This is a genomic window from Rhodococcus sp. P4_B6 (assembly GCF_056402215.1).
In genome coordinates this window covers 1-20,729 of the sequence record NZ_JBFUHV010000121.1, presented here as the reverse complement: position 1 = coordinate 20,729, position 20,729 = coordinate 1, and the positions used below count along the sequence as shown (strand labels likewise).

Below are 20,729 nucleotides of genomic sequence, written 5' to 3'. Positions count from 1 at the left end.
TCCTGGAGACGGCCGGGAGAGGTCCCGCTGCGGAGGAGGACGGACGATGAGGATGCGGATCGGACTGATGTCGGGGCTGGCACTGGCCACCGCCGCGGTGATGACGGTGTCGGGATGCTCGGATTCCGGTTCGGACACCGCGACGGACTCCGGCGGAGCCAACCAGATCACCGTCTACAACGCGCAGCACGAATCGCTCACTCAGGAATGGGCCGACGCCTTTACCGCGGAGACCGGCATCGAGGTGGAACTGCGCAACGGCAGTGACACCGAGCTCGGCAACCAGCTCGTGGCCGAGGGGGGTCAGTCGCCGGCCGATGTGTTCCTCACCGAGAATTCCCCCGCGATGGCGCTGGTCGAGAACGCCGGGCTCTTCACCGACGTGAACCAGGACGTCCTCGACCAGGTCCCGGCCCAGTACCGGCCGTCGAGCGGCAAGTGGACCGGCATCGCGGCCCGCTCCACCGTCTTCGCGTACAACAAGGACATGTTGCCCCAGGACCAGCTGCCGAAGTCGCTGCTCGATCTGCAGGACCCCGCATGGAAGGACCGCTGGGCCGCCTCCCCGTCGGGGGCCGACTTCCAGGCCATCGTCAGCGCACTCCTCGAACTGAAGGGTGAGGACGCCACCCGGCAGTGGCTGGCCGGGATGAAGGACAACGTCCGCACCTACAAGGGCAACGGCACCGTGATGAAGGCTGTCAACGCCGGGGAGATCCCCGGCGGCGTCATCTACCACTACTACTGGTTCGGCGATCAGGCCAAGACCGGTGAGAACAGCAACAACGTCGCTCTGCACTACTTCAAGAACGAGGACCCCGGTGCGTTCGTCAGCGTCTCCGGTGGTGGCGTCCTGAAGTCCAGCACGAAACAGGATGCGGCGCAGCAGTTCCTGAAGTTCGTCACCGGACAGAAGGGGCAGGAGGTCCTGCAGACCGGGACGTCGTTCGAATACACCGTCGGCAGCGGTGTGCCCGCGAACCCGAAGCTCGTTCCCCTCGCCGAACTGCAGGCGCCGCAGGTCGACCCCGCGAAGCTCAACAGCCCGCAGGTTACCGAACTGATGACGGAAGCCGGTTTGCTCTGAATCTCGCACTGATCGGCCGAGTGCGGTCGGGGGACGCGGACACGGCGCGTCGTCCGTCCGCCCGGCCTGGCATGCCACTGCCCTTGGCCGTTGCCGCGGTGATCGTGGTGGCCGCATCGTTCATCCCGCTCGGATACGTGGTGGCGCAGAGCATCGCCACCGGTTGGGACACCGCGTCGGCGCTGCTGTTCCGGCCCCGGGTCCGCGAATTGCTCACCAACACCGTGATGCTGGTCCTGGTCACGGTGCCGATCTGCGTCGCCGTCGGCGTCACGGCCGCCTGGCTCGTCGAGCGCACCCGGGTGCCCGGGGCGAAGGTGTGGGCAGTGCTTCTCGCGGCGCCACTGGCCGTTCCGGCGTTTGTGAACAGTTATTCGTGGGTGACGGCGATTCCCTCCCTCGGCGGGCTGCACGGCGGTGTCCTCATCGCGACCCTCTCGTATTTCCCGCTCGTCTACATCCCCACTGCGGCGACGCTGCGCCGACTGGACCCCGCGGTCGAGGAATCGGCGCGCGCCCTCGGCGCCGACCCGTGGGCGGTGTTCTTCCGCGTCGTGGTGCCGCAACTGCGGCTCGCCATCGCCGGCGGCGCGCTGCTGGTCTCGCTGCACCTTCTCGCCGAATACGGCGCCTTCGTGTTCATCCGGTTCGACACGTTCACGACGGCGATCTTCGAGCAGTACCAGTCCACGTTCAACGGAGCCGCGGCGACCATGCTCGCCGGGGTCCTGGTGCTGCTGTGCCTGACCCTGCTGGTGATCGAATCGGTCGTCCGCGGCAGCGCCCGGTACGCCCGGATCGGGTCGGGGGCCGCGCGCCGGGCCGTCCCCGCCGAACTCGGCTGGCGGTATTCGCCGATCGTGATGCTGTTCCTCGGGGTGCTGATCGCCGCATCCGTCGGTGTCCCGGTGGTCAGTGTCCTACGCTGGCTCGTCATCGGCGGGAGCGCGGTCTGGGAACTGGATACCGTTGCCGCCGCGCTGGTCCAGACCCTCGGCTTCGGCATCGCCGGCGCTGTCGTGACATGTGTACTCGCGTTCCCGATCGCCTGGATCTCGATCCGCCACCGCGGACGATTCAGCCGTTTCCTCGAGGGCGGCACGTACATCTCGAGTTCGCTGCCCGGCATCGTGGTGGCGCTGGCGTTGGTCACCGTCTCCATCCGCTACCTGCATCCGCTCTACCAGACGGTCACCGTCGTGATCGCGGCCTACGCGCTGCTGTTCCTGCCGCGTGCCCTGATCAATCAGCGGGCCGGGCTCGCGCAGGCACCCGTCGGGCTGGAGGAGGCGGCGCAGTCGCTGGGTATCTCTCCGCTGTCGGCGTTCTTCCGGGTGACGTTGCGACTGGCCGCCCCGGCGACGGCGGCGGGCGGGGCGTTGGTGTTCCTGGGGATCGTGAACGAACTGACCGCCACCCTCCTGCTGGCACCGACCGGTACCCGCACCTTGTCCATGCAGTTCTGGTCGCTCAGCAGCGAGATCGATTACGCCGGTGCCGCACCGTACGCGCTGATTATGATCGTGCTGTCGCTGCCGATGACGTACGTGCTCTTCTCCCAGTCGAAAAAGGTGGCGGGACTATGACTTACGCACTCGAAGTGGAAGGGCTCGACAAGTCGTTCGGCGGCGCGACCATCCTCCGACAGGTTGCGTTCGCGGTCGAGTCGGGATCCACCACCGCGATCGTCGGACCGTCCGGCTGCGGCAAGACGACTCTGCTCCGCCTGATCGCGGGTTTCGAGAAGCCGGACGCCGGCACCATCGCACTGGCCGGCCGGATCGTCGCCGGCGGCGGCTGGGTGCCCGCGCACCGGCGGTCGGTGGGATACGTCGCCCAGGACGGTGCGCTGTTCCCGCACGCCACGGTCGGCGCGAACGTCGGGTTCGGGCTCCCCCGCCGGGCCCGCACCCCGGCGAGGATCGCCGAGCTCCTCGAGATGGTCTCGCTCGACCCGTCCTACGCGGCCCGGCGCCCCGACCAGCTGTCGGGCGGGCAGCAGCAGCGCGTGGCACTTGCGCGGGCGCTGGCCCGGGAACCCGAACTCATGCTGCTCGACGAACCGTTCTCCGCCCTCGACGCCGGCCTACGAGCCAACACCCGCAGGATCGTCGCCGACGTCCTCGCGAAGGCCGCGATCACCACCATCCTCGTCACCCACGACCAGCCCGAGGCACTGTCGTTCGCCGACCGGGTCGCGGTGATGAGCGCGGGCCGACTCGCCCAGATCGGCACCCCACGCGAGATCTATTCCACCCCCATCGACGTCCCCACCGCCGAATTCATCGGCGACGCCGTCGTGCTGTCGGCGCAAATCGAGGGCAGCAGGGCCCACTGCGCCCTCGGCGACGTCGCCGTGGCACCGAACGGCGTCCACGGGAACGCCCGAATCATGTTGCGGCCCGAACAGATCGAATTGACCACGGACGGTGCCGGCGTCGCGGGGACCGTCGTCGACGTCGAGTACCTCGGATCGGAGATGCTGCTCGGCATCCGCCTCGACACCGCGGACAGTGAGAATCCCGAACGGGTCACCGTGCGCCGCTTCGGCGCCACCGCCCTCACCCCCGGCGACCGCGTCGGCATCCGCGTCCTCGGCAAAGCCGTGGCGTACGACATATGAGAGCCTCCCGGCGCGGGTGGTGCGACGGCCTTGGCGCACATAACCGGGCAGCCGTAGGCCGGTCCGGCACCGCACGAAAGGTCCCTGACAGTTTGGGTACACCGACATCCGCCGCATCACTTGCGAGACGCGCTGGAACGCAGTAAAACTCCCGGTCGGCCAGGCGTCATCCTAACGCCCGGGCCAACCCCACCGTTCAGTCGACTTTTCTGTCCTGAGGCGGGGACCGGGAGCGGATGGATCATTCCGAAACGCGGCAGGTGGACGCCGCGGGGGCTGAGTACGTCGAGTCCCTTGTGGTCACCGGCCCCGAAACGGGGCTACAGGGGCCGCCATCGCCACATCGCCAGCCGACCCACGTTGCCCGAAGTATCGAGTCCGTAGAGCAGCCCGAACGCGAACCTCCGTCCATCGGGTAGCACTCGATGGACGGACGGCGGCGAATGCATGGCCATCGTGAACGTAACAAACTGGACATGACCAGCGAGGTGCGTTGCCACACATTCTATTTGGTTCAAATTGTCCGATTAGCCCGGGATGTCCGGTAACGGGCCCGCTCTCAGCGAATTCTCAACGAGGATCGCGTACGGTCGGTAGGTCATCTCCGTGGATACAGCGAAAATCCCTGCCCCGCAGCGTCCCAATCGAGCCGCAACGAATTCTCGGGCGGGTGCCGTCCGGGTTGCCGATGATCAACCTTCCAGCTGTTACGCGGTCCACCAGGATCCGGATGGTTAGGTTTGGCATCCTGTATGTAGCATCGTTTTCTTGGAGACCGACCTTCCGCGACACGTGCAACCACAGCCGAGCTTTGGGCGTCAGGTTGAGGGTCGTCGACGAAATGCCAAGGTCAAAGGGTGTCGGTGCTCACGCCGCGGCGTGGGTGGTCAAGCGCATGTTGTGGAGTTTGTATAGTTCCATCGGCGCTCGAAACGACCTCTGGAGCGGAGTCTGGACAGCGAAAAGGGAGGCTCCGGTGCTGGTGCGACTGCCGGGCGTGTACCCCGCGCAGCATGATACGTGGGCGTTGGTCGGGGCTCTGAAACAGGTGACTCTCGGGCCCGATTCCCGAGTGCTGGATCTGTGTGCCGGGAGCGGGGTGCTCAGTGTCTGCGCCGCCAAGCAGGGTGCTGGGCGGGTGACGGCGGTCGACGTGTCGCGGCGCGCGTTCGCGACTACGTGGATCAACGCCCGGTTGCACCGTCGTTCGGTGCGAGTGGTGCGCGGCGACCTCACCGAGCCTGTCCGCGGCGAACGTTTCGATCTGGTGGTGTCCAATCCGCCCTACGTCCCCGCCGAGGCTGCAGGGCTGCCGCACAGCGGGATCGCGCGATCCTGGAATGCGGGCACCGACGGCCGTGCGGTACTCGACCGGATCTGCGTGCAGGTCCCGGACGTTCTTAATGCCGGCGGGGTGCTGCTGCTCGTGCAGTCCGCGTTGAGTGGGATCGAGAAGTCCCAGACGATGCTCGAAGAACGGGGTCTGCGCGTGGATGTCGTGTCGCGGGTCGAGGTCCCCTTCGGGCCGGTTCTCGCGGCCCGCCGGGACATGCTCGCACAGCGTGGAGTGATCGGTCCCGGGCAGCGCAGCGAAGAGCTCGTCGTGCTGCGGGCGGTCAAGTGAGGGGCCCTGCGGGTGCCGGCGCCCAGACTGTGACTCCCCGCCCATGGCCTCGAGTCGAGGACACCTCATCCCCGGCACCGCCCTGTGCGCGTGGTGACGGACCGGATGCGACGAGAATCGCGAGGCGGATGTGATCTCCGGTACCAACCTGCCGGAGCCGGGGCACGCACAAGTGATCCCTCTGACGGCGGCGCAGCGCTCCATATGGTTCGCCCAGCAACTCACCCCCGACGTCCCGTACGTCATCGCCCAGTATGTGGAGCTTCGCGGGCCGGTCGACCTCGACCTGTTGGCCGGGGCGAGCGAGCGAGCGCTGCGCGAACTCGGCGGCGGATTCATCCGGCTGGTCGACGTCGACGGGCAACCGCACCAGGCCCTGGGCACGAGGCCGGCGAAGCCGGTGCCCATTGCCGACTTTCGGGGCGGCTCCGTCGAGGCCGCCCAGGCGTGGATGCGGGACGAGAGCGCAGCGCCCATCGACATGTACGGCGAGTCGCTGATCGTCTCGCACATCCTGCACCTGGCTGACGAGCACTTCTACTGGTATTCGCGCGCCCACCACATCGCGCTGGACGGGTACGCGGCGATGATGTCGATGCGCCGGGCGGCCGAACTGTACGTCGCCGCAATCGACGGTATCGACGCCCCGCAGCGCCCGGTGATCGACCCGGAACGGATCATGCAGGAGGATGCGGAATATCGGTCCTCCCCCCGGTTCGGTCGGGATCGTGACTACTGGCAACACCAGGTGCACGAGCTTCCCCCCGTGGTCAGCCTGAGCCCGCAGACCGCGCCACCGGGCGCCACGGTTCGGGTGGCCGGGGATTCCCTTCCTTTGGAGCCTTCGACCCGGGGACTCGCGCCCGGGACCGGTCATAATCCGACGGCGCTGATCGTGGCCGCCTTCGCGGCGTATCTCGCCCGGTTGACCGGTGCCGACGATGTCGTTCTGTCACTGCCCGTTTCTGCACGCACCTCGGCCCGGCTCCGGGCGGCGGGTAGTTCGGTGTCGAATGTTCTTCCGCTGCGGCTGGAGGGAATCGGAGCTACCACGGTGGGCGGCGCGATCGGGATGGCCAGAGCCGCGTTGACGGCAACACTGCGCCATCAACGGTATCGCCGTGAGGATATTGGGCGGGAGATGGGCTCGGAGGGAAACGGTCTCGCGCATTTCGGACCGGTACTCAACCTCATGCTGTTCAGGCAGGAGATCACCCTCGGCGCGGTGACCGGCCGGGTGCGGGTGTTGACCACCGGGCCCACCGCGGATCTGGCGGTCAACATTTACCCCGGACTTTCGGATTCGGTTCCCCGGATTGATTTCGAGGGGAATCCGGCCCTGTACGACGCATCCGAGCTGCGCAGCCATCACCGCCGATTCACTACCTTCCTCGCATCGTTCACCGCGGCGACCGCGGCGGATCTCCCGGTCGCCGATCTCGACCTCTTCGCCGCGGGTGAACGCGACGAGTTCGTGCCGGCCAGCGGTCTGGCGGACAGTGATCCGATCACTCTCGATCGGCTTCTCACCGCGGCAGTCGAGTCCCACCCGGAGGCCATCGCGGTCCGCGACCGCGGACGTGCGGTGTCCTATGCCGAACTCGACTGCCGCGCCAACCAGGTCGCCGCGGCCCTGATCGGGCAGGGAATCGGACCGGAAAACCTGGTTGCGGTGGCGGTACCGAGGTCGTACGAGTCGGTCCTGGCACTGTGGTCGGTCGCGAAGACCGGCGCCGCGTATGTTCCGATCGATCCGACTCATCCGGCCGAGCGGATCGAGTACACACTCGGCGACTGCGGCGCCGCAGTCGGGCTCACCGTCACCGCCGAGATCGGGCATCTGCCCGATCACGTCCGGTGGCTGATCCTCGACGACGACAGTGCCTGGGGCGATAGTCCTGGCCTGGGCGTGGCGGACGAGCATCGTGTCCGTTCGCTGCGGGTCGAGTACTCCGCGTACGTGATCTACACCTCCGGGTCCACCGGCCGGCCCAAGGGTGTGGTCGTCACCCACCAGGGTCTGGCCAACCTGGCCCAGGAGATCCGCGACAACTACGCGGTCACCGCACACTCACGTGTCCTGCATTTCGCCTCGCCCAGCTTCGACACCGCGCTGGTCGAGGTCCTCGCTGCAGCCATCTCGGGCGCCACCCTCGTGGTGGCCCCGCCCGAGGTGTACGGCGGGCAGGAGCTAGCGGCGCTCTTACGCGCCGAACACATCACCCACCTGTTGTCGACACCGTCCGCGTTGGCCACCGTGGACCCGACGGGGCTCGACGACCTCGAACTCGTCCTGGTCGGCGGCGAAGTGTGCCCGCCGGAGCTGGTGCAGCGCTGGGCCGGCGGCCGGACGATGCGCAACGCCTACGGGCCCACCGAAACCACCTGCAGCGTCACCCTGACCGACCCGATCACACCACAGCAGAAAGTGACGATCGGATCCCTCATGCGCGGGGTCAGCGCCGTGGTCCTCGACCGCAGATTACGTCCGCTGCCACCGGGCGCGGTCGGCGAGCTCTATCTCGCCACCGCGGGGGTGGCCCGCGGCTACCATCAGCGGCCCGCACTGACCGGGGCACGGTTCGTCGCCAACCCGTTCGGTAAACCCGGAACCCGACTGTTCCGCACCGGCGACTGGGTCCGTTGGACCGGCGAGTGCACCCTCGAATTCCTGGGCCGCACCGACGCACAGGTCAAGATCCGCGGGTTCCGCATCGAACTCGGCGAGATCAACGCAGCACTGCACCGACACGACGACGTCACCTTCGCCGTCACCGTCGTGCACCGGAACCCGGCCGGTGACCCAGTCCTCGTGTCCTACGTGACGCTTCGACCGGAGGCGGCAGCCACACCAGGATCCCTGAAAGCTCAAGCGGCCCGGCTCCTGCCGGACTACATGGTCCCCGCATCGATCATGGTCCTGGACACGGTTCCGCTGACGCCGACCAAAAAACTCGACCGCGGCGCCCTTCCTCCGCCCGAGTTCGGCTCCTCCCTGGCCTCGCGCCGCGAGCCGGCGACGGCAGCCGAACGCATGGTCGCCGACGTGTTCGCCCTGATACTGGGAGTGCATCCGGTGGGTGCGGACGATTCGTTCTTCGACCTCGGTGGGGACTCGCTGTCCGCCACCCGGGTGGTCGCGGCGATCAACACCGAACACGGCAGCACGCTCGGGGTGCGGGACCTCTTCGACACGCCCACCGTGGCCGCGCTCGCGCGGGTCGTCACCGACGCCGGTCACCACCGGACCGGCGACCTTCCGCCCCGACCGCGGGTGCGTGACGTCACGGTTCCCGATCGCGTGCCGTTTTCGCCGTCGCAACAGTTCATCGACCGCACCGTCACCACACCCGCGCTGTTCAACATTCCGTTCACCGTCAGGGTGGTCGGGGAACTCGATACCGACGCACTGCAACTGGCCACCGCCGATGTTCTCGAGCGGCACCGCTCGTTGCGGACGGTGTTCCCCGACTCCCCCACCGGGCCGCACCAGTGTGTCCTTGACGTCGCTGACGCCCTCCCCGATCTCGCCCCCGTGAAGATCTCGGCTCGAGATGCCGGGGAACCGATAGCTTGTCTGCTCGAGACCGGGTTCGATGTGCGCGAGCAACCGCCGCTGCGTGCCGGGTTGTTCGAGCTGACCCCTCGCGAGCACGTCCTGGCGTGCGTGATCCACCACATCGCGGCGGACGGTTGGTCGTTGGCGTTGCTGGCCCGCGATCTCGTCGCCGCGTACACCGCCCGCGCCGCGGGCGCGGCCCCGATGTGGGGACCCGCCGCGGTGCAGTACTCGCAGTACAGTGTGTGGCGGCGCGAACTCCTCGGCGCCGAGACCGACCCCGAGAGCCTCGTATCACGCCAAATCGACTATTGGAAAACAGAATTGGCGGGGCTTGGCGAACTCTCACTGCCGACCGACCGGCCACGACCTCGCCAGTGGACCTACGGCGGAGGACGCGAAAGCTTTCAGATCGATCAGCGCACCCACCGCGCCCTGCTGTCCCTCACCCACCACCATCACACCTCACTGTTCACCGCGCTGCGTTCGGCGGTGGCCATGCTGCTTGCGCGCCTCAGCGGGGACAACGACATCGCCATCGGCACCCCGGTCGCGGGGCGCGGGGATCCCGCGCTCGACGACGTGGTGGGCATGTTCGTCAACACCATCGTGCTGCGTACCCGCCTCGACCCGGACATGGGTTTCGCCGAGATCATCGATCAGTCCCGCGAGGTGGAACTGCGTGCCCTCGCCCAGTCCGAGGTGCAGTTCGAGCGATTGGTCGAGGTGCTCGATCCACCCGGCTCACCGTCGCTGCATCCGTTTTTCCAGGTCGCGCTGTCGCTGAACAACTTCACTCCCGCCACATTGGTTGCCGAGACGTTGCGCTTCGAGATCACCCCTCGGCCCCTCGATATCGCGAAATGCGACCTGCACTTTCATTTCACCGAACGCCACAACACCGACGGTCGGCCCGCCGGTATCGCTGCCGAACTCGTGTACTCGACGGACCTGTTCGACGCCTCCACCGTCCGGTCGTTCCTCGACGGCCTCCGCGCCGTCCTCGCGGAGATCACGCCATGAACCCTGCACCGCCCGGGTCTGCCTGCCACTCCCCACCGGCAGGTGCCTCCGGCCTCAGCGCTTTCTCAGCGCCCCCCGCAATACTGGCGTCATGTCCACTGTCAGCGGCCTGCCCGCCCACGTGCTGCTCGTCCATTTCATCGTGGTCCTGGCTCCATTGACGGCGATCCTGGTCATCGTGTGCGGTGTGTGGCCCGCCGCCCGGCGCCGACTCGTCTGGCTCACCCTCGTCCTCGCCGCCGTGACCACCGTCGTGACTCCGCTGACCACCGACGCCGGCGAATGGCTCGAGAAGCACGTTGCTCGGTCGGCTGCCGTGCACGCCCACACCGAGCTGGGTGACACGATGATCTACTTCTCCGCCGCTCTCCTCGTGGTGGCCCTGGCGCTCACTGCGGTCCATCTGCGCGAGCGAAAGACGGACCCGTCCCGGCCGCTCACGCTGATCGTCGCCGCCCTCGCGCTGGTCGTGGCCACAGGAACCATCGTTCAGGTCTACCGAATCGGCGAATCGGGTTCCCGGGCCGCGTGGAGCGATGTCATCACCACCACCGACTCCGCCCGGTAACGCCAACCGATAGCACCGGATGCGGCAGGAAGAGGCAGTCTGATGAGGGTGCTGGTCGTCGAGGACGAAGCGCGGTTGGCGAACATGGTTCGCCGCGGCCTCGAACTCGAGGGGTTCGTGGTGGTTACCGCCGCTACCGGTGAGGACGGTCTGTGGCGCGCCACCGAGGACACCTCCGACGTGATCGTTCTCGACATCATGCTGCCGGGAATCAACGGATATGAGATTGTCCGTCAACTTCGCGCCAAGCAAATCTGGACCCCGATTTTGATGCTGACCGCCAAGGACGGCGAGTATGACCAGGCCGACGCGTTCGATCTCGGCGCCGATGACTACCTCGTCAAACCGTTCTCGTTCGTGGTGCTCGTCGCCCGCTTGCGCGCGCTGGCGCGGCGCACCAGCGCGCCCGGTGTTACTCACCGCCGGTGATCTGAGCCTCGACCCGGCGCGGCGACGCGTCATGCGTGGCAACGAAGAGTTGGCCCTGACTCCCCGGGAATTCGGGGTCCTCGAATTCCTGTTGCGTAACCCGGACACTGCCCTGACGAAGGGCGAAATTCTGCGTAACGTGTGGGACGCGCACTAACGACGGCGACGAAAATATCGTCGAGGTGTACGTCGGGTATCTCCGCCGGAAGATCGACGCCCCCTTCGGCGCGCACACCATCGACACGGTCCGCGGCGTCGGATATCGGCTCACGACTCGGCCGGAGACACCGGAGTCACCGGAGTCACCGGAAGGGTGACCACGACCTGCACCCCGCCCTGCGCACTCTCACCGATCCGCACCGAACCTCGGTGGGCGGACACGATTTCCGCGACGATGGCCAAGCCGAGTCCGGAACCGCCGCGGTCGCGTTCACGGGCGTTGTCCAGTCGCACGAACCGTTCGAAGACCCGGGCCCGGTCGGGCTGCGGGATGCCCGGCCCGTCGTCGGACACCGTGATCTGCGCGGTGTTCCCGCGCAGCGAGACCTCCACGTGCACAGCATGTGCGGCGAACCGGACGGCGTTGTCGATGAGGTTGCGCATCACACGCTCGAGTTGAGTGAGGTCGCCGCGGATCCGCACGGGAGCCAGTGATGCGGTGACCGTTTTACCGGTCTCGCCTCGGGCGCGGTGGACTTCGGTGTCCACCACGTCGTCGAGGTCCACGTCACCGAGCCGCAGCGGCAAGCCGCGCTCGTCGGCGCGGGCAAGGAGCAGCAGATCGTCGACCAGCAGGTGCATCCGGGTGACCTCGGGCAGCAGCGTGTCCCTTACCAGTTCGCGGTCGAGTAATTCTGGTCGGCCGTCGGCCAGTTCCAAGGCCATGGTGACGGTGGCCAGTGGGCTGCGCAGCTCGTGTGATGCGTCGCCGACGAATCGGCGTTGCGCGGCGTGGCCGGCCTCGAGTCGGGCGAGCATGTCGTTCATGGTCCGCGCCAGCGCCGCGATCTCGTCCCGGGGCGCGGGCACCGGAATCCGTTCACCGAGGTCGGTACTCGAAATCGTGGCGACCTGGGTGCGGATTTGTTCGACCGACCGCAGGGAGCGCCGTACCAGTTTGTAGGTCACCACTGCGGCGACGAGGGCGATGACCGGGCCACCGAGGGCGAGCAGCCCACCCACCGTGGCGAGGGTGGCTTCCACCGGTTCCTCGCTCGCTCCGACCAGGACGGTGTATTCACCTCCGACGCCGCGGGCGCCCTGCACGGTGATCCGCAGATCCGCACCGGGTTCGGCCCGCCCGGTCAGTCCCGGCACCGGCGGACCACCGGCAGGTGGCCGCACATCGGTCGCCGGAGTTCCGGGGTCGGTGTCCGATGTCCGCACCACCTGTCCGGCCCGGTCGACGACCTGAACGAGCGTGATGCGTTGTGTGGTGTCGAGGAGCTGACTGTCGAGGTCTGCGGGTGAGTCCGACCGCAGGCTGGTGGTGATGTCCTGGGCTCGGGCGGTTGCGGCGTCGTCGAGGGCGGAGAGCAGGGACCGGTCCAGTACGAACAGCAACGCCGCCGCCCCGAGCCCCAGGGCGATGGTCACGACCGCACCGGCGACCAGTGCGGATCGGATCGCCAGCCCCCACAGCGACGGTCTGAGCCACTCGGGTACGGATCTCATGCGGCCATCATCCGCCATCCGGTCCTTCCGGGAGGCCGACGACAACCGACGCAGCGGCGGACACCAGATGGGTCGGCGCTCCTCTCAGCGTCATCACAGCGGCGCGGGCAGACACTGACGGTGTGGGAACGCCGCCACGTCAGGATTGGACACTGATTTTGGCGCGGACCATGCGGACGGCTCTGGTGGGGGGGCATGGCCGCGCTCGCCGTCCTGTGGTCCGACCCGGTGCCGGATTCGACGATCCGCTACGTCGCCATGGGCGATTCCCGCGCCGCGGGCCCCTACCTGGCGCCGATCTCGCTGCACGACGGTTGCTTCCGGTCGGTCGAGGGATATCCGGGGGTTGTGGCCGGGGCGCTGCACGCCGATTCCTTCACCAACGTGTCCTGTTCGGGCGCGACAACCGAGACTCTCACCACCGAGTCCCAATCCACCGTCACCGGTGCGGTACCACCGCAGATCGATGCCCTGCGACCTGACACCACGCTCGTCACAGTCAGTATCGGCGGCAACGACATCGCGTGGCAGTCCCTGGTGGCACCGTGTTACACCACCGTCCCAGCCGCCGACGCGCACTGTCGCACCGACCCGGAGACCATCGGTGGAATGACTTCCGCACTCGCCGCGCTGGAGCCGAAGGTGTCCGCGGCACTGGCCGCCATCGAGCAACGTGCGACGACTGCCCGGGTGCTGCTCGTCGGTCACGGCGGGATCTTCGGAGCCCACGGTTGCTGGCCGAACATTCCCACCAGCGACGCCGACGCAGCCTGGATCTCGGGCTTCTTCGTGAGGATGAATCAGGTTCTCGCCGCCGCGGCCACTGCCACCGGCGCCCGGTTCGTGGACGTTGCGACCGCCGCCATCGGACACGATGCCTGCGCCGGACCCGATCAGCGATGGTTCGAAGGCCTGCTCCCACAGTCTTTCGCCCAGTCGTTGCACCCCACCACCGCCGGAATGCGGGCGATCGCCGCCCGCGTCCTCACCGACTGGGGTGCATCCCCCGAGTAGGCAGGCCATTGAGCAGTGGCTCACGCTGTCACCTTCCATCTCGTGCTGCTACCTCCCGCTCCCCGGTCCGGCCGCTGCACCGAGATCGACCGCCGATCGAGGCGGGTTCTCGGAGGTGGATTCTCATTCCGGCCGGGGTTTTCTGGTGTTTCCCCGTTGACGGTGAGGTGGACGACATCGCGGAACCCCTCACATTCGGATGGGCGCTCAGGCGGTCAGGAAGGTTGGTGTACGGGTTCCCGCTCGGCTGCGTTCTGCTGGTGGCGCAGGTGGGTGTAGACGATCAGTGCCAGCAGGATCGCAGCCAGGACCGCCGACGATCCGACGGTGCCGAGCTCGAGACCGCCCTTGTCGTTCGGCTTGCTGAACAGGTCTCCCACTGTGGCCCCCAGCGGGCGGGTGAGCACGAACGCAGCCCAGAACAACACGGTGCCCCTGATCCGGGTGAAGTAGTGCGCCACCAGGATCAGGGCCATCAGCACACCGATCAGTGCGGCCCCGCCGGCGAAGCCGAGACCGGAACTGTCGGCGAGAAAATCCCCGAGCGAGGTACCGAGGGTGTTGGAGAACAAGATCGCGATCCAGTAGAGCAGCTCACCGCGGAAGGTGGTGATCTGTTCGACGTCGAACGTTTCTCCGCACCGGATCCAGATCACGAACACACAGGCCAAGCAGGTGATCAGCAGGAGGGCGCCCTTGGCGTAGCCGAGGCCGGCGGACCGGTTGAGGAAGTCGGACATGGTGGTGCCCGCGGTGCTGGTGGAGACGATCACGGTCCAGTAGAGCGCGGGATGGAATTTCTTCGCTTTCATCTGCGTGATCAGGCTGACGAGGAACAGGGCGATGAACAGCACCGAGGAGACGGCGTACCCGACGTTGAGGGTTTGGGCGATCAGGTCGCCGCCGGTCTCGCCCAGGGTGGTGGCGGCAATCTTCATGATCCAGAAGACCGCGGTCACCTGTGGCAGCTTCTTTATAGGTCTCCAATCCGTGCGGAGCGCACCCGCCGACACTTGTCTCCGGGCAGGCCGAGGACGAGTTCGGTGGGGAACGAGGTCGGTTCGGGAACGAGGTGGTCGGGAATGTCTTCGGTGACCGTCAAGGTCATCGGCTGGCCAAGGTCATCGGGTGAATGGTGCGCCGGGACGGGCGCACTGGCCCGCATCGCCGGTGGGCGTCGGGATGCTGTCCGGTTGAAGGACCGCGCCCTGTCCTCGACGCCGGGCCCGCAGTCCGTTGATCACCAGCGGCAGAATCGACACCAGCACGACGGCGATCAGAATCACCTCGATGTGACCGCGTACGAATGCGATTCCGCCGAGCAGATAACCCAGGACCGGCACCCCGACACCCCAGGCAATGCCGCCGATGACGTTGTAGACGGCGAAGGTGCGGTACCGCATCCCGGACGCGCCGGCCATCACCGGTGCGATCGTGCGGGCGACGGGAACGAAGCGGGCCAACAGGATCGTGCGCGGCCCGTAGCGGTCGAAGAACCGCTGCGACTGCTCGAGTTGTTTCGGGCCGATGCGCTTGGCGCTGGGCCGATGAAACACCGTGTCCCCGGCCCGCCGGCCGATCAGAAACCCGAGTTGGTCACCGACGATCGCCGCGGCCGGGATGGTGAGCAGCAGCACCCACAAAGGTGCGAACGGATGCGGCTGGGCGGCGAAGACACCGGCCGTGAACAGCAGCGAGTCCCCTGGCAGGAAGAAGCCGACGAGCAGACCGGTTTCGATGACCACGGCGCCGAGGACACCGAGCAACCCCAGGGTGCCCAGCAGCGTCGGAGCGTCCAGTAAGCCAAGTCCCAGTGCCACATTCATGCCGCGTATCCCATCGTCGTCGGGTCGCTGCGACCCGAGTGCGTGTAGTTCTCGTCCGGACTCGCAGCTCCCCGGGCGCGGGTTCGGTCCATCCAGGTCGTGTAGAGCGCCCCGCCGATCACCGCGGCGAGGCCACCGAGGAGCATCCCGCCGACCACATCACTGAGCCAGTGTTCACCGAGGTACAGCCGCGTCACCGACACCACCACGGTCACCGCCGCAGCCAGCACCAGCAACAGGGCACGACGGGCCGGCGGCAGACCGTACCCGAACATTAAGGCGGCCATCGTGAACAGCACCATGGCCCCGGTGGCATGCCCGGACGGAAACGAATGGTCCGTCTCGAGCAACACCTGGGACACGATCGGGGGGCGAGCGCGCCCGACGACAGATTTCGTCACGGTGGAGGCCAGTGCCGCCGCACCGGCGGTCCCGATGAGAATCAGCGCGGGGATCGGTGAGCGGGCCCGCCGGGACAGCACCGCGCCGATGGCGACGGCGAGGATGATGGTGCCCGCCGGCCCGCCGGCATCGGTCACCGCGATGGCCGGTCCGGTCACCCAGTCCGATCGGTGCCCGGTGAACCAGCCCAGGACTGCCGGGTCCGCACCGGTCAACCAGCCCCCAGCCCTGACCTGATAGGCCAACGCGACAAGCACCGCCGCCAATCCGGTGCACTGCATGGCGATCGCCGCCGCGGCCTGACCCCGGCGATCACCTTGTAGGCTCCGCCAGACCGACGCACCCAGGAAGATCGCCGCACCCCCGGCCACCACGACCAGCACGAGCGTCGCGGCTCCGCCCTGATGGATGTCGGCAACCACCTCGTGGGCCCGGCCGACCAGGTTGGCACGAACCGATGCATCGTGCGCGGACGCCAATGACACAGCGGGCTGTACTACTTCACTCACACCCGCAGTATCAGAGTCGGCCGCTGTGGAGCCGCTGAGAGCGGGACGACGATCACACCCGGCCAGCCCGGGAGGGCGAATTTCGGCACGAGGAAGCGCCCGGCCAAGGGACGTTCCTCAGCCGCAACCCGACACCGATGGTGTTGCGGCCGCAGAGAAACCTTCCGTCCCTGCTGGGACAGGCCGGGGCAGGAAGTGTGACTGCGGGTCCGTCACCGCCGCGGTCTGCCGCCCGAGGATGCCGGTACCTCGTTCGCAGCTCTCAGCCAATCCTCAGCGTGGCAGACGTACCGTCGGAACGGGTTTCCTTATGACGGATGCCCTTATGACGGATACGGAGTCACCATGGTCAATCCAGCATCCGAACCTGCGCCGGACGATCGGCCCACCCGAAGCGTGCCCGCCGCCGACGCAGCCGCGGTCCCATCGGCCCGGGCGAGACCCATCAGCAATGCCGGCTGGGCGGTGGCCTCGTTGCTGTTCTTCTGGCCGCTGGCGTTCTCGGCCTTCCACCACGCGTTCGAGGTCTACCCCCGTTGGGCCGAGGGCGATATCGACGGCGCCGAGTACGCCTCCCGCCGGGTGCGCAAGCTCGGGCAACTGTCGCTGTGGATCTTCGGCGGCTTGCTGCTGCTGGCGATCGTCCTCTACGCGATCGCCGCGATTGTTCTGATCGCGCACGGCGGCGAGGGAGGCGACTGGCACCACCGCATGCGCGACTGACCCCGGGAGAAAATACTCTGCGGTGAGCGATGGACTTTCGTGCATCCTTCGAGCCGAGGGAGCGAGGGTGCCCAACGCTCCCCCGACGGCCCCGAGCAGAACACAGAGAGTCCGTCTGCGCTAGCCGCTCTCAGCGTCTCCACAGCACCCGAGCACCAGACTGGAAGAGTGTCCGGCACTGTGCCCCTCGTTCAGGAGATGGTCACCGAGGTCGTGACCGAGACCGCGACGATGGAGATCGCTCTTCCGGTCCTCGGGATCGCTCTCGCGGTGTTCGTCGCCGGTATGGTGGTCGCCGGGTCCGGGCAGGCGATCGGGTTGCGCACCGCGGCGTTGGCCCTGGCGCTGGGCATTGTCTGCGTTCACATCCGCGACGGTGGTTGGCTGACCGGTGCCGACCGTTCCATCACCTCCGTGCTGGCGGCCCACCACAGTGCAGGACTCGATCACTTTGCGATCGTGGGCGTCGCGCTCGGCGCCCCGGCGGTTGCGATCGCCGTGGCCGCGGCGATCGGGATGGTCCTGATCCGGCGCGATTGGCCGGCGCCCGCTGCGTCGATAATGCTGGGTGCGGTGATGGCCGCCGTGTTCGCGGGCGCGGCCCTCAGCACCGTGCTCGGGCCGGGCCGGGCAGTTGCCGGGGTGTGGCAGCCGGTCGACACCGGGAACGCGGTGCTGGCGAATCTCGCCGGGACCGCCGCGGTGCTGGGTATGGCGGCGGTGATCGCCGGTATCGGCCGCAGCCGTAACCTCCGGACGCTGCTGGCCGCCGCCGTGGTGATCGGCGTCGTCGCTCTCGCCGGTGCACGTCTGTATGCCGGAGTGCCCCTGACCGGGGTGGTGGCGGGAGTGCTGGTCGCGGCGATCTGTCTGACGGTGGGGCACGCACTGCTGGCGGCGTTCGCCTCTCGGGTGCCACCCGGCCCTCTCGAAGCGGCTTCCGAGCCTGGGTTCGTACCGGCTGCTGGATGATTCACCGGAAGGGGTCCGCGCTCACCACACTCGGCCCGAGTTGCGGCAACCGACTGTGGGCAGGTGATGATGGTGCCATGCCGATCGTCGGTCGGTTCGCGAGATTTTCGAGCCGATGATGACCTCCGGATCCGCCGGGCGGTGTCAGATGCCGGAGGTGAGACATGAGGTTCTCCGCTCTCGCGACACCGGGGTGGCTGGTGTTCGCCGCCGTGGTCGGCGCGCTGTCGATCGGTTACGTGTGGGTACTGCGTCTACGGCACAAATACACTCTGCGGTTCACCAATCTGGAACTACTCGAGACCGTCGCACCGGCCCGGCCCAGTTGGTCGCGGCACATCCCACCGGCTTTGCTGCTGGTGGGGCTGCTGCTGCTGACCGTCGCGCTGGCCGGACCGTTGGCGCAGACCAGGGTTCCGCGCAACCGTGCCACGGTGATCCTCGCGATCGACGTGTCACTGTCGATGCGCGCGATCGACGTGCCACCCTCGCGGCTGGCCGCAGCCCAGGCCGGCGCCAAAACGTTCGCGGACAGCCTCACCCCCGGCATCAACCTCGGACTGGAGGCGTTCGCGGGGACGGCGTCGATGCTGGTCTCACCGGTCACCGATCACACCGCGACCGACAACGCCCTCGACCATCTGCAACTCGCCGAACGGACCGCGACCGGGGAAGCGATCTTCTCCGCCCTCCAGGCGATCGACACCCTCGCCGGTGTACTCGGCGGAGGCAGCACGCCGCCGCCGGCACGGATTGTCCTCGAATCCGACGGCAAGCAGACCGTGCCCGCCGACCTGAACGATCCGCGCGGCGCGTTCACCGCGGCCCGTCTTGCGAAGGAGCGCAACGTCCCCATCTCCACCATTTCCTTCGGCACCACTGCCGGTGCGATCGACCTCAACGGCAGCCACATCCCCGTCCCCGTCGACGACGAGTCTCTGCGACGGATCGCGGAGTTGTCCGGTGGCTCGTTCTTCACCGCGACCAGCGCGGACGAACTGCAAGCCAGCTACCAGAATCTGCAACAGCAGATCGGCTACGAAACCCACCTCGGCGACGCCAGCCGTCCATGGCTGATCCTCGGATCCATCCTGATCGCGGCAGCGGCCGGCACCGCACTCGTTCTCCACCAACGCCTTCCCTGAACACGCGGACCGCTGCGATCCACACACCCACGGCACCGTGGTCGGTGACCGGATAACAGGGCACTGCAGTGTCGAAACGGCACTCCACTCGGCGTGCGGCGCGCGGCGATCCATCCGGATTCACGAGACCGCCCTCATTCTCCGGACACGGCGGACCGCCTCGACCGGGGACCACGTGCCCTTGCGCGAGCGGACCAGCGGATAGCATCCCAGACCGAGAAGTGCCGCGGTGAAGTGCCCGATCGCCGTGAAGTTCAGGTCTATGAAAAGCGGGACGGCGAAGAACGCCAGCACAGCTGCGACGTAGAGGTAACGCCAGGGCGGGGCAATGCGGTAGGTCAACACCGCGATCACCCCGGCCAGTCCGTAGCTGACCCCGATATCGAGGGTGTCGACCGCCGACGCGGGGGCGTGGCCGTGGCGAATGGCCCAGTACAGCACCCCCTCACTGAGGTAGGTCGCGCCGACGTGCCCGATCACCACCACACACAACCACCGAAGTGTCCCCAGCCAACGCTCCGCCGGGACGTGGAAGATGTTGAACGAAATGAAGTAGGTGATCCATCCGCCGCCGGCGAGCCAGAAGGCACTCGAGATCAGTACCCGAACGGGATCCTCGGCAAGATGATGCAAGTTGGTCGATCGATTGCCCAGTACCCGGGCCAGGTCGTCCGGCGGCAGGTTTTTCATCACCACCGATGTCACCAGCAGTATCGCCAGCCAGATGTAGGTCCCGGGTGCCCGCCGAACGTACGTCCACGCTGCCCGCGGAAGGGATCGCAGGCATGAGGAGATGGCGGTGTCCATCGACTCAGTGTGCACCGGATCGCCCTGGGGTCGCTGAACCGGAGTGATAGCTCTGTGTGTCGATCACGCGTCAGACCCAGGGCGCATCTGATGGCGGGGCCCGCGTCGTATGCGTTGCTCGACCGCGGCGGTGAGACCGGGATCGTGCCCGTGCTGCCCGGTCGAGGCCACCGTCTCGGAGGCCGCAGCGATCATCACGTCCGACGCATCGGCGGGCAGCATCTCGGGTGTCCTCGCCGACAGGCTGGATCACCAACTTCGGCATCAGTAGCGCGTAGAGGGCGATCCCCACCTCGGCCACCCGGTTAGATACCGCCAGAACATCAAACAGGGCGACCGCGGGTCCGAACATCCACGTCCGCACCGGTATCCGATTCTTGATCCGCGGGTGGCTCGTCAGCGTTGCGGTGAGCCTGGCTGTGGTCGGACAAGGGCGGGCGCTTCTCGGACGGTGCAGCTCTCTCACTGCGATACCTGCACGGCTGCGCGATTCGCCTAGATGGTTGATTCCTTGAAGGTGTGTCACTGCGGGGGTGGTAGGCGGAGGGTTTCCAAGATCAAAGCGTGACCAAAGAACTGGAAACCCTCCTGACCGAACTGTATGTGCTCATCGACGATCATGTCGTCGAACCCCGCACCGGTCGGGGTCGGCGGCCCGTGCTCAGCGATGCCGAACTGCTCACCCTGGCCGTGGCACAGATGCTGCTCGGGTTCGATTGTGAACGCCGGTGGATCCGGCACGCC

The 20,729-nt window shown here is 67.4% G+C and carries 16 protein-coding genes and 2 pseudogenes; 12 read left to right on the top strand and 6 right to left on the bottom strand.

All coding sequences use genetic code 11. The features are described from left to right. Positions 1-46 precede the first annotated feature (46 nt). From AC1DWT_RS36270 to AC1DWT_RS36240, 7 genes and pseudogenes are all read left to right on the top strand, one after another. Entirely contained in the window at positions 47-1,087 is a 1,041-nt protein-coding gene (locus tag AC1DWT_RS36270; RefSeq protein WP_206015662.1) for an iron ABC transporter substrate-binding protein, read from the top strand. A 71-nt stretch (positions 1,088-1,158) separates the two neighbouring features. Further along, on the top strand, positions 1,159-2,673 hold the full coding sequence (locus tag AC1DWT_RS36265) for an ABC transporter permease (RefSeq protein ID WP_241031603.1): 1,515 nt from the start codon (positions 1,159-1,161) through the stop codon (positions 2,671-2,673). Next, positions 2,670-3,710 (top strand): ABC transporter ATP-binding protein, encoded by a 1,041-nt coding sequence (locus AC1DWT_RS36260; RefSeq protein ID WP_206015660.1) that lies wholly within the window; start codon positions 2,670-2,672, stop codon positions 3,708-3,710. The genes AC1DWT_RS36265 and AC1DWT_RS36260 overlap by 4 nt, the downstream gene beginning before the upstream one ends. 976 nt (positions 3,711-4,686) lie before the next feature. Continuing rightward, positions 4,687-5,334 (top strand): HemK2/MTQ2 family protein methyltransferase, encoded by a 648-nt coding sequence (locus AC1DWT_RS36255; RefSeq protein ID WP_206015659.1) that lies wholly within the window; start codon positions 4,687-4,689, stop codon positions 5,332-5,334. Between the two features lie 130 nt (positions 5,335-5,464). After that, on the top strand, positions 5,465-9,916 hold the full coding sequence (locus AC1DWT_RS36250) for a non-ribosomal peptide synthetase (protein ID WP_206015658.1): 4,452 nt from the start codon (positions 5,465-5,467) through the stop codon (positions 9,914-9,916). A gap of 91 nt (positions 9,917-10,007) precedes the next feature. Beyond that, positions 10,008-10,484, top strand: a complete 477-nt coding sequence (locus tag AC1DWT_RS36245; protein ID WP_206015657.1) for a DUF2231 domain-containing protein — start codon at positions 10,008-10,010, stop codon at positions 10,482-10,484. 42 nt (positions 10,485-10,526) lie between these two features. Next, positions 10,527-11,230: pseudogene (locus AC1DWT_RS36240) on the top strand (response regulator transcription factor). Here the strand turns inward: AC1DWT_RS36240 and AC1DWT_RS36235 are convergent. Then, positions 11,181-12,587, bottom strand: coding sequence for a sensor histidine kinase (locus tag AC1DWT_RS36235; RefSeq protein ID WP_206015656.1), 1,407 nt, complete (start codon positions 12,585-12,587; stop codon positions 11,181-11,183). The pseudogene AC1DWT_RS36240 and the gene AC1DWT_RS36235 overlap by 50 nt on opposite strands. Before the next feature lie 195 nt (positions 12,588-12,782). Here AC1DWT_RS36235 and AC1DWT_RS36230 point away from each other — a divergent pair, with 195 nt between their 5' ends. Then, positions 12,783-13,601 carry an SGNH/GDSL hydrolase family protein gene (locus AC1DWT_RS36230; protein ID WP_206015655.1) on the top strand — a complete coding sequence of 273 codons (819 nt, stop codon included), beginning with the start codon at positions 12,783-12,785 and terminating at the stop codon, positions 13,599-13,601. Positions 13,602-13,816: 215 nt separating this feature from the next. Here the strand turns inward: AC1DWT_RS36230 and AC1DWT_RS36225 are convergent, their stop codons facing one another. From AC1DWT_RS36225 to AC1DWT_RS36215, 3 genes are all read right to left on the bottom strand, one after another. Beyond that, positions 13,817-14,539: a COG4705 family protein gene (locus AC1DWT_RS36225; protein WP_241031715.1), complete on the bottom strand. Its 723-nt coding sequence runs from the start codon at positions 14,537-14,539 to the stop codon at positions 13,817-13,819. 183 nt (positions 14,540-14,722) lie between these two features. Beyond that, positions 14,723-15,427, bottom strand: coding sequence for a DedA family protein (locus AC1DWT_RS36220; RefSeq protein WP_206015653.1), 705 nt, complete (start codon positions 15,425-15,427; stop codon positions 14,723-14,725). Continuing rightward, a complete protein-coding gene (locus tag AC1DWT_RS36215) occupies positions 15,424-16,338 on the bottom strand; it encodes a phosphatase PAP2 family protein (protein ID WP_241031602.1) in 915 nt (304 codons plus the stop codon). Before AC1DWT_RS36215 ends, AC1DWT_RS36220 begins: the two co-directional genes overlap by 4 nt. 345 nt (positions 16,339-16,683) lie before the next feature. Between AC1DWT_RS36215 and AC1DWT_RS36210 the strand changes: the two genes are divergently transcribed. The 3 genes from AC1DWT_RS36210 (at position 16,684) to AC1DWT_RS36200 (ending at position 19,178) form a co-directional block, all read left to right on the top strand. Beyond that, complete coding sequence (locus tag AC1DWT_RS36210) at positions 16,684-17,061, top strand: CD225/dispanin family protein (RefSeq protein WP_206015652.1); 378 nt, start codon at positions 16,684-16,686, stop codon at positions 17,059-17,061. Positions 17,062-17,229: 168 nt separating this feature from the next. After that, the gene (locus tag AC1DWT_RS36205; protein WP_241031601.1) at positions 17,230-18,033 is read left to right on the top strand and encodes a hypothetical protein; all 804 of its coding nucleotides are present in this window, start codon (positions 17,230-17,232) and stop codon (positions 18,031-18,033) included. Positions 18,034-18,197: 164 nt separating this feature from the next. Continuing rightward, positions 18,198-19,178, top strand: a complete 981-nt coding sequence (locus AC1DWT_RS36200; protein WP_206015649.1) for a VWA domain-containing protein — start codon at positions 18,198-18,200, stop codon at positions 19,176-19,178. Positions 19,179-19,298: 120 nt separating this feature from the next. Here the strand turns inward: AC1DWT_RS36200 and AC1DWT_RS36195 are convergent, their stop codons facing one another. Further along, positions 19,299-19,985, bottom strand: a complete 687-nt coding sequence (locus AC1DWT_RS36195; RefSeq protein WP_206015647.1) for a rhomboid-like protein — start codon at positions 19,983-19,985, stop codon at positions 19,299-19,301. A 63-nt stretch (positions 19,986-20,048) separates the two neighbouring features. Further along, positions 20,049-20,207 (bottom strand): hypothetical protein, encoded by a 159-nt coding sequence (locus AC1DWT_RS36190; protein ID WP_477924337.1) that lies wholly within the window; start codon positions 20,205-20,207, stop codon positions 20,049-20,051. Positions 20,208-20,549: 342 nt separating this feature from the next. Here AC1DWT_RS36190 and AC1DWT_RS36185 point away from each other — a divergent pair. Then, positions 20,550-20,729, top strand: a pseudogene (locus AC1DWT_RS36185) (IS982 family transposase); the annotation flags it as partial.

Excerpts from the sequence above, each read along its gene's own strand:
- AC1DWT_RS36230 (WP_206015655.1), top strand. The coding sequence starts at position 12,783 with ATGGCCGCGCTCGCCGTCCTGTGGTCCGACCCGGTGCCGGATTCGACG.
- AC1DWT_RS36265 (WP_241031603.1), top strand. The coding sequence starts at position 1,159 with ATGCCACTGCCCTTGGCCGTTGCCGCGGTGATCGTGGTGGCCGCATCG.
- AC1DWT_RS36200 (WP_206015649.1), top strand. The coding sequence starts at position 18,198 with ATGAGGTTCTCCGCTCTCGCGACACCGGGGTGGCTGGTGTTCGCCGCC.
- AC1DWT_RS36260 (WP_206015660.1), top strand. The coding sequence starts at position 2,670 with ATGACTTACGCACTCGAAGTGGAAGGGCTCGACAAGTCGTTCGGCGGC.
- AC1DWT_RS36225 (WP_241031715.1), bottom strand. The coding sequence starts at position 14,539 with ATGAAGATTGCCGCCACCACCCTGGGCGAGACCGGCGGCGACCTGATC.
- AC1DWT_RS36210 (WP_206015652.1), top strand. The coding sequence starts at position 16,684 with ATGGTCAATCCAGCATCCGAACCTGCGCCGGACGATCGGCCCACCCGA.
- AC1DWT_RS36270 (WP_206015662.1), top strand. The coding sequence starts at position 47 with ATGAGGATGCGGATCGGACTGATGTCGGGGCTGGCACTGGCCACCGCC.
- AC1DWT_RS36245 (WP_206015657.1), top strand. The coding sequence starts at position 10,008 with ATGTCCACTGTCAGCGGCCTGCCCGCCCACGTGCTGCTCGTCCATTTC.
- AC1DWT_RS36220 (WP_206015653.1), bottom strand. The coding sequence starts at position 15,427 with ATGAATGTGGCACTGGGACTTGGCTTACTGGACGCTCCGACGCTGCTG.
- AC1DWT_RS36235 (WP_206015656.1), bottom strand. The coding sequence starts at position 12,587 with ATGAGATCCGTACCCGAGTGGCTCAGACCGTCGCTGTGGGGGCTGGCG.
- AC1DWT_RS36195 (WP_206015647.1), bottom strand. The coding sequence starts at position 19,985 with ATGGACACCGCCATCTCCTCATGCCTGCGATCCCTTCCGCGGGCAGCG.
- AC1DWT_RS36190 (WP_477924337.1), bottom strand. The coding sequence starts at position 20,207 with ATGCTGCCCGCCGATGCGTCGGACGTGATGATCGCTGCGGCCTCCGAG.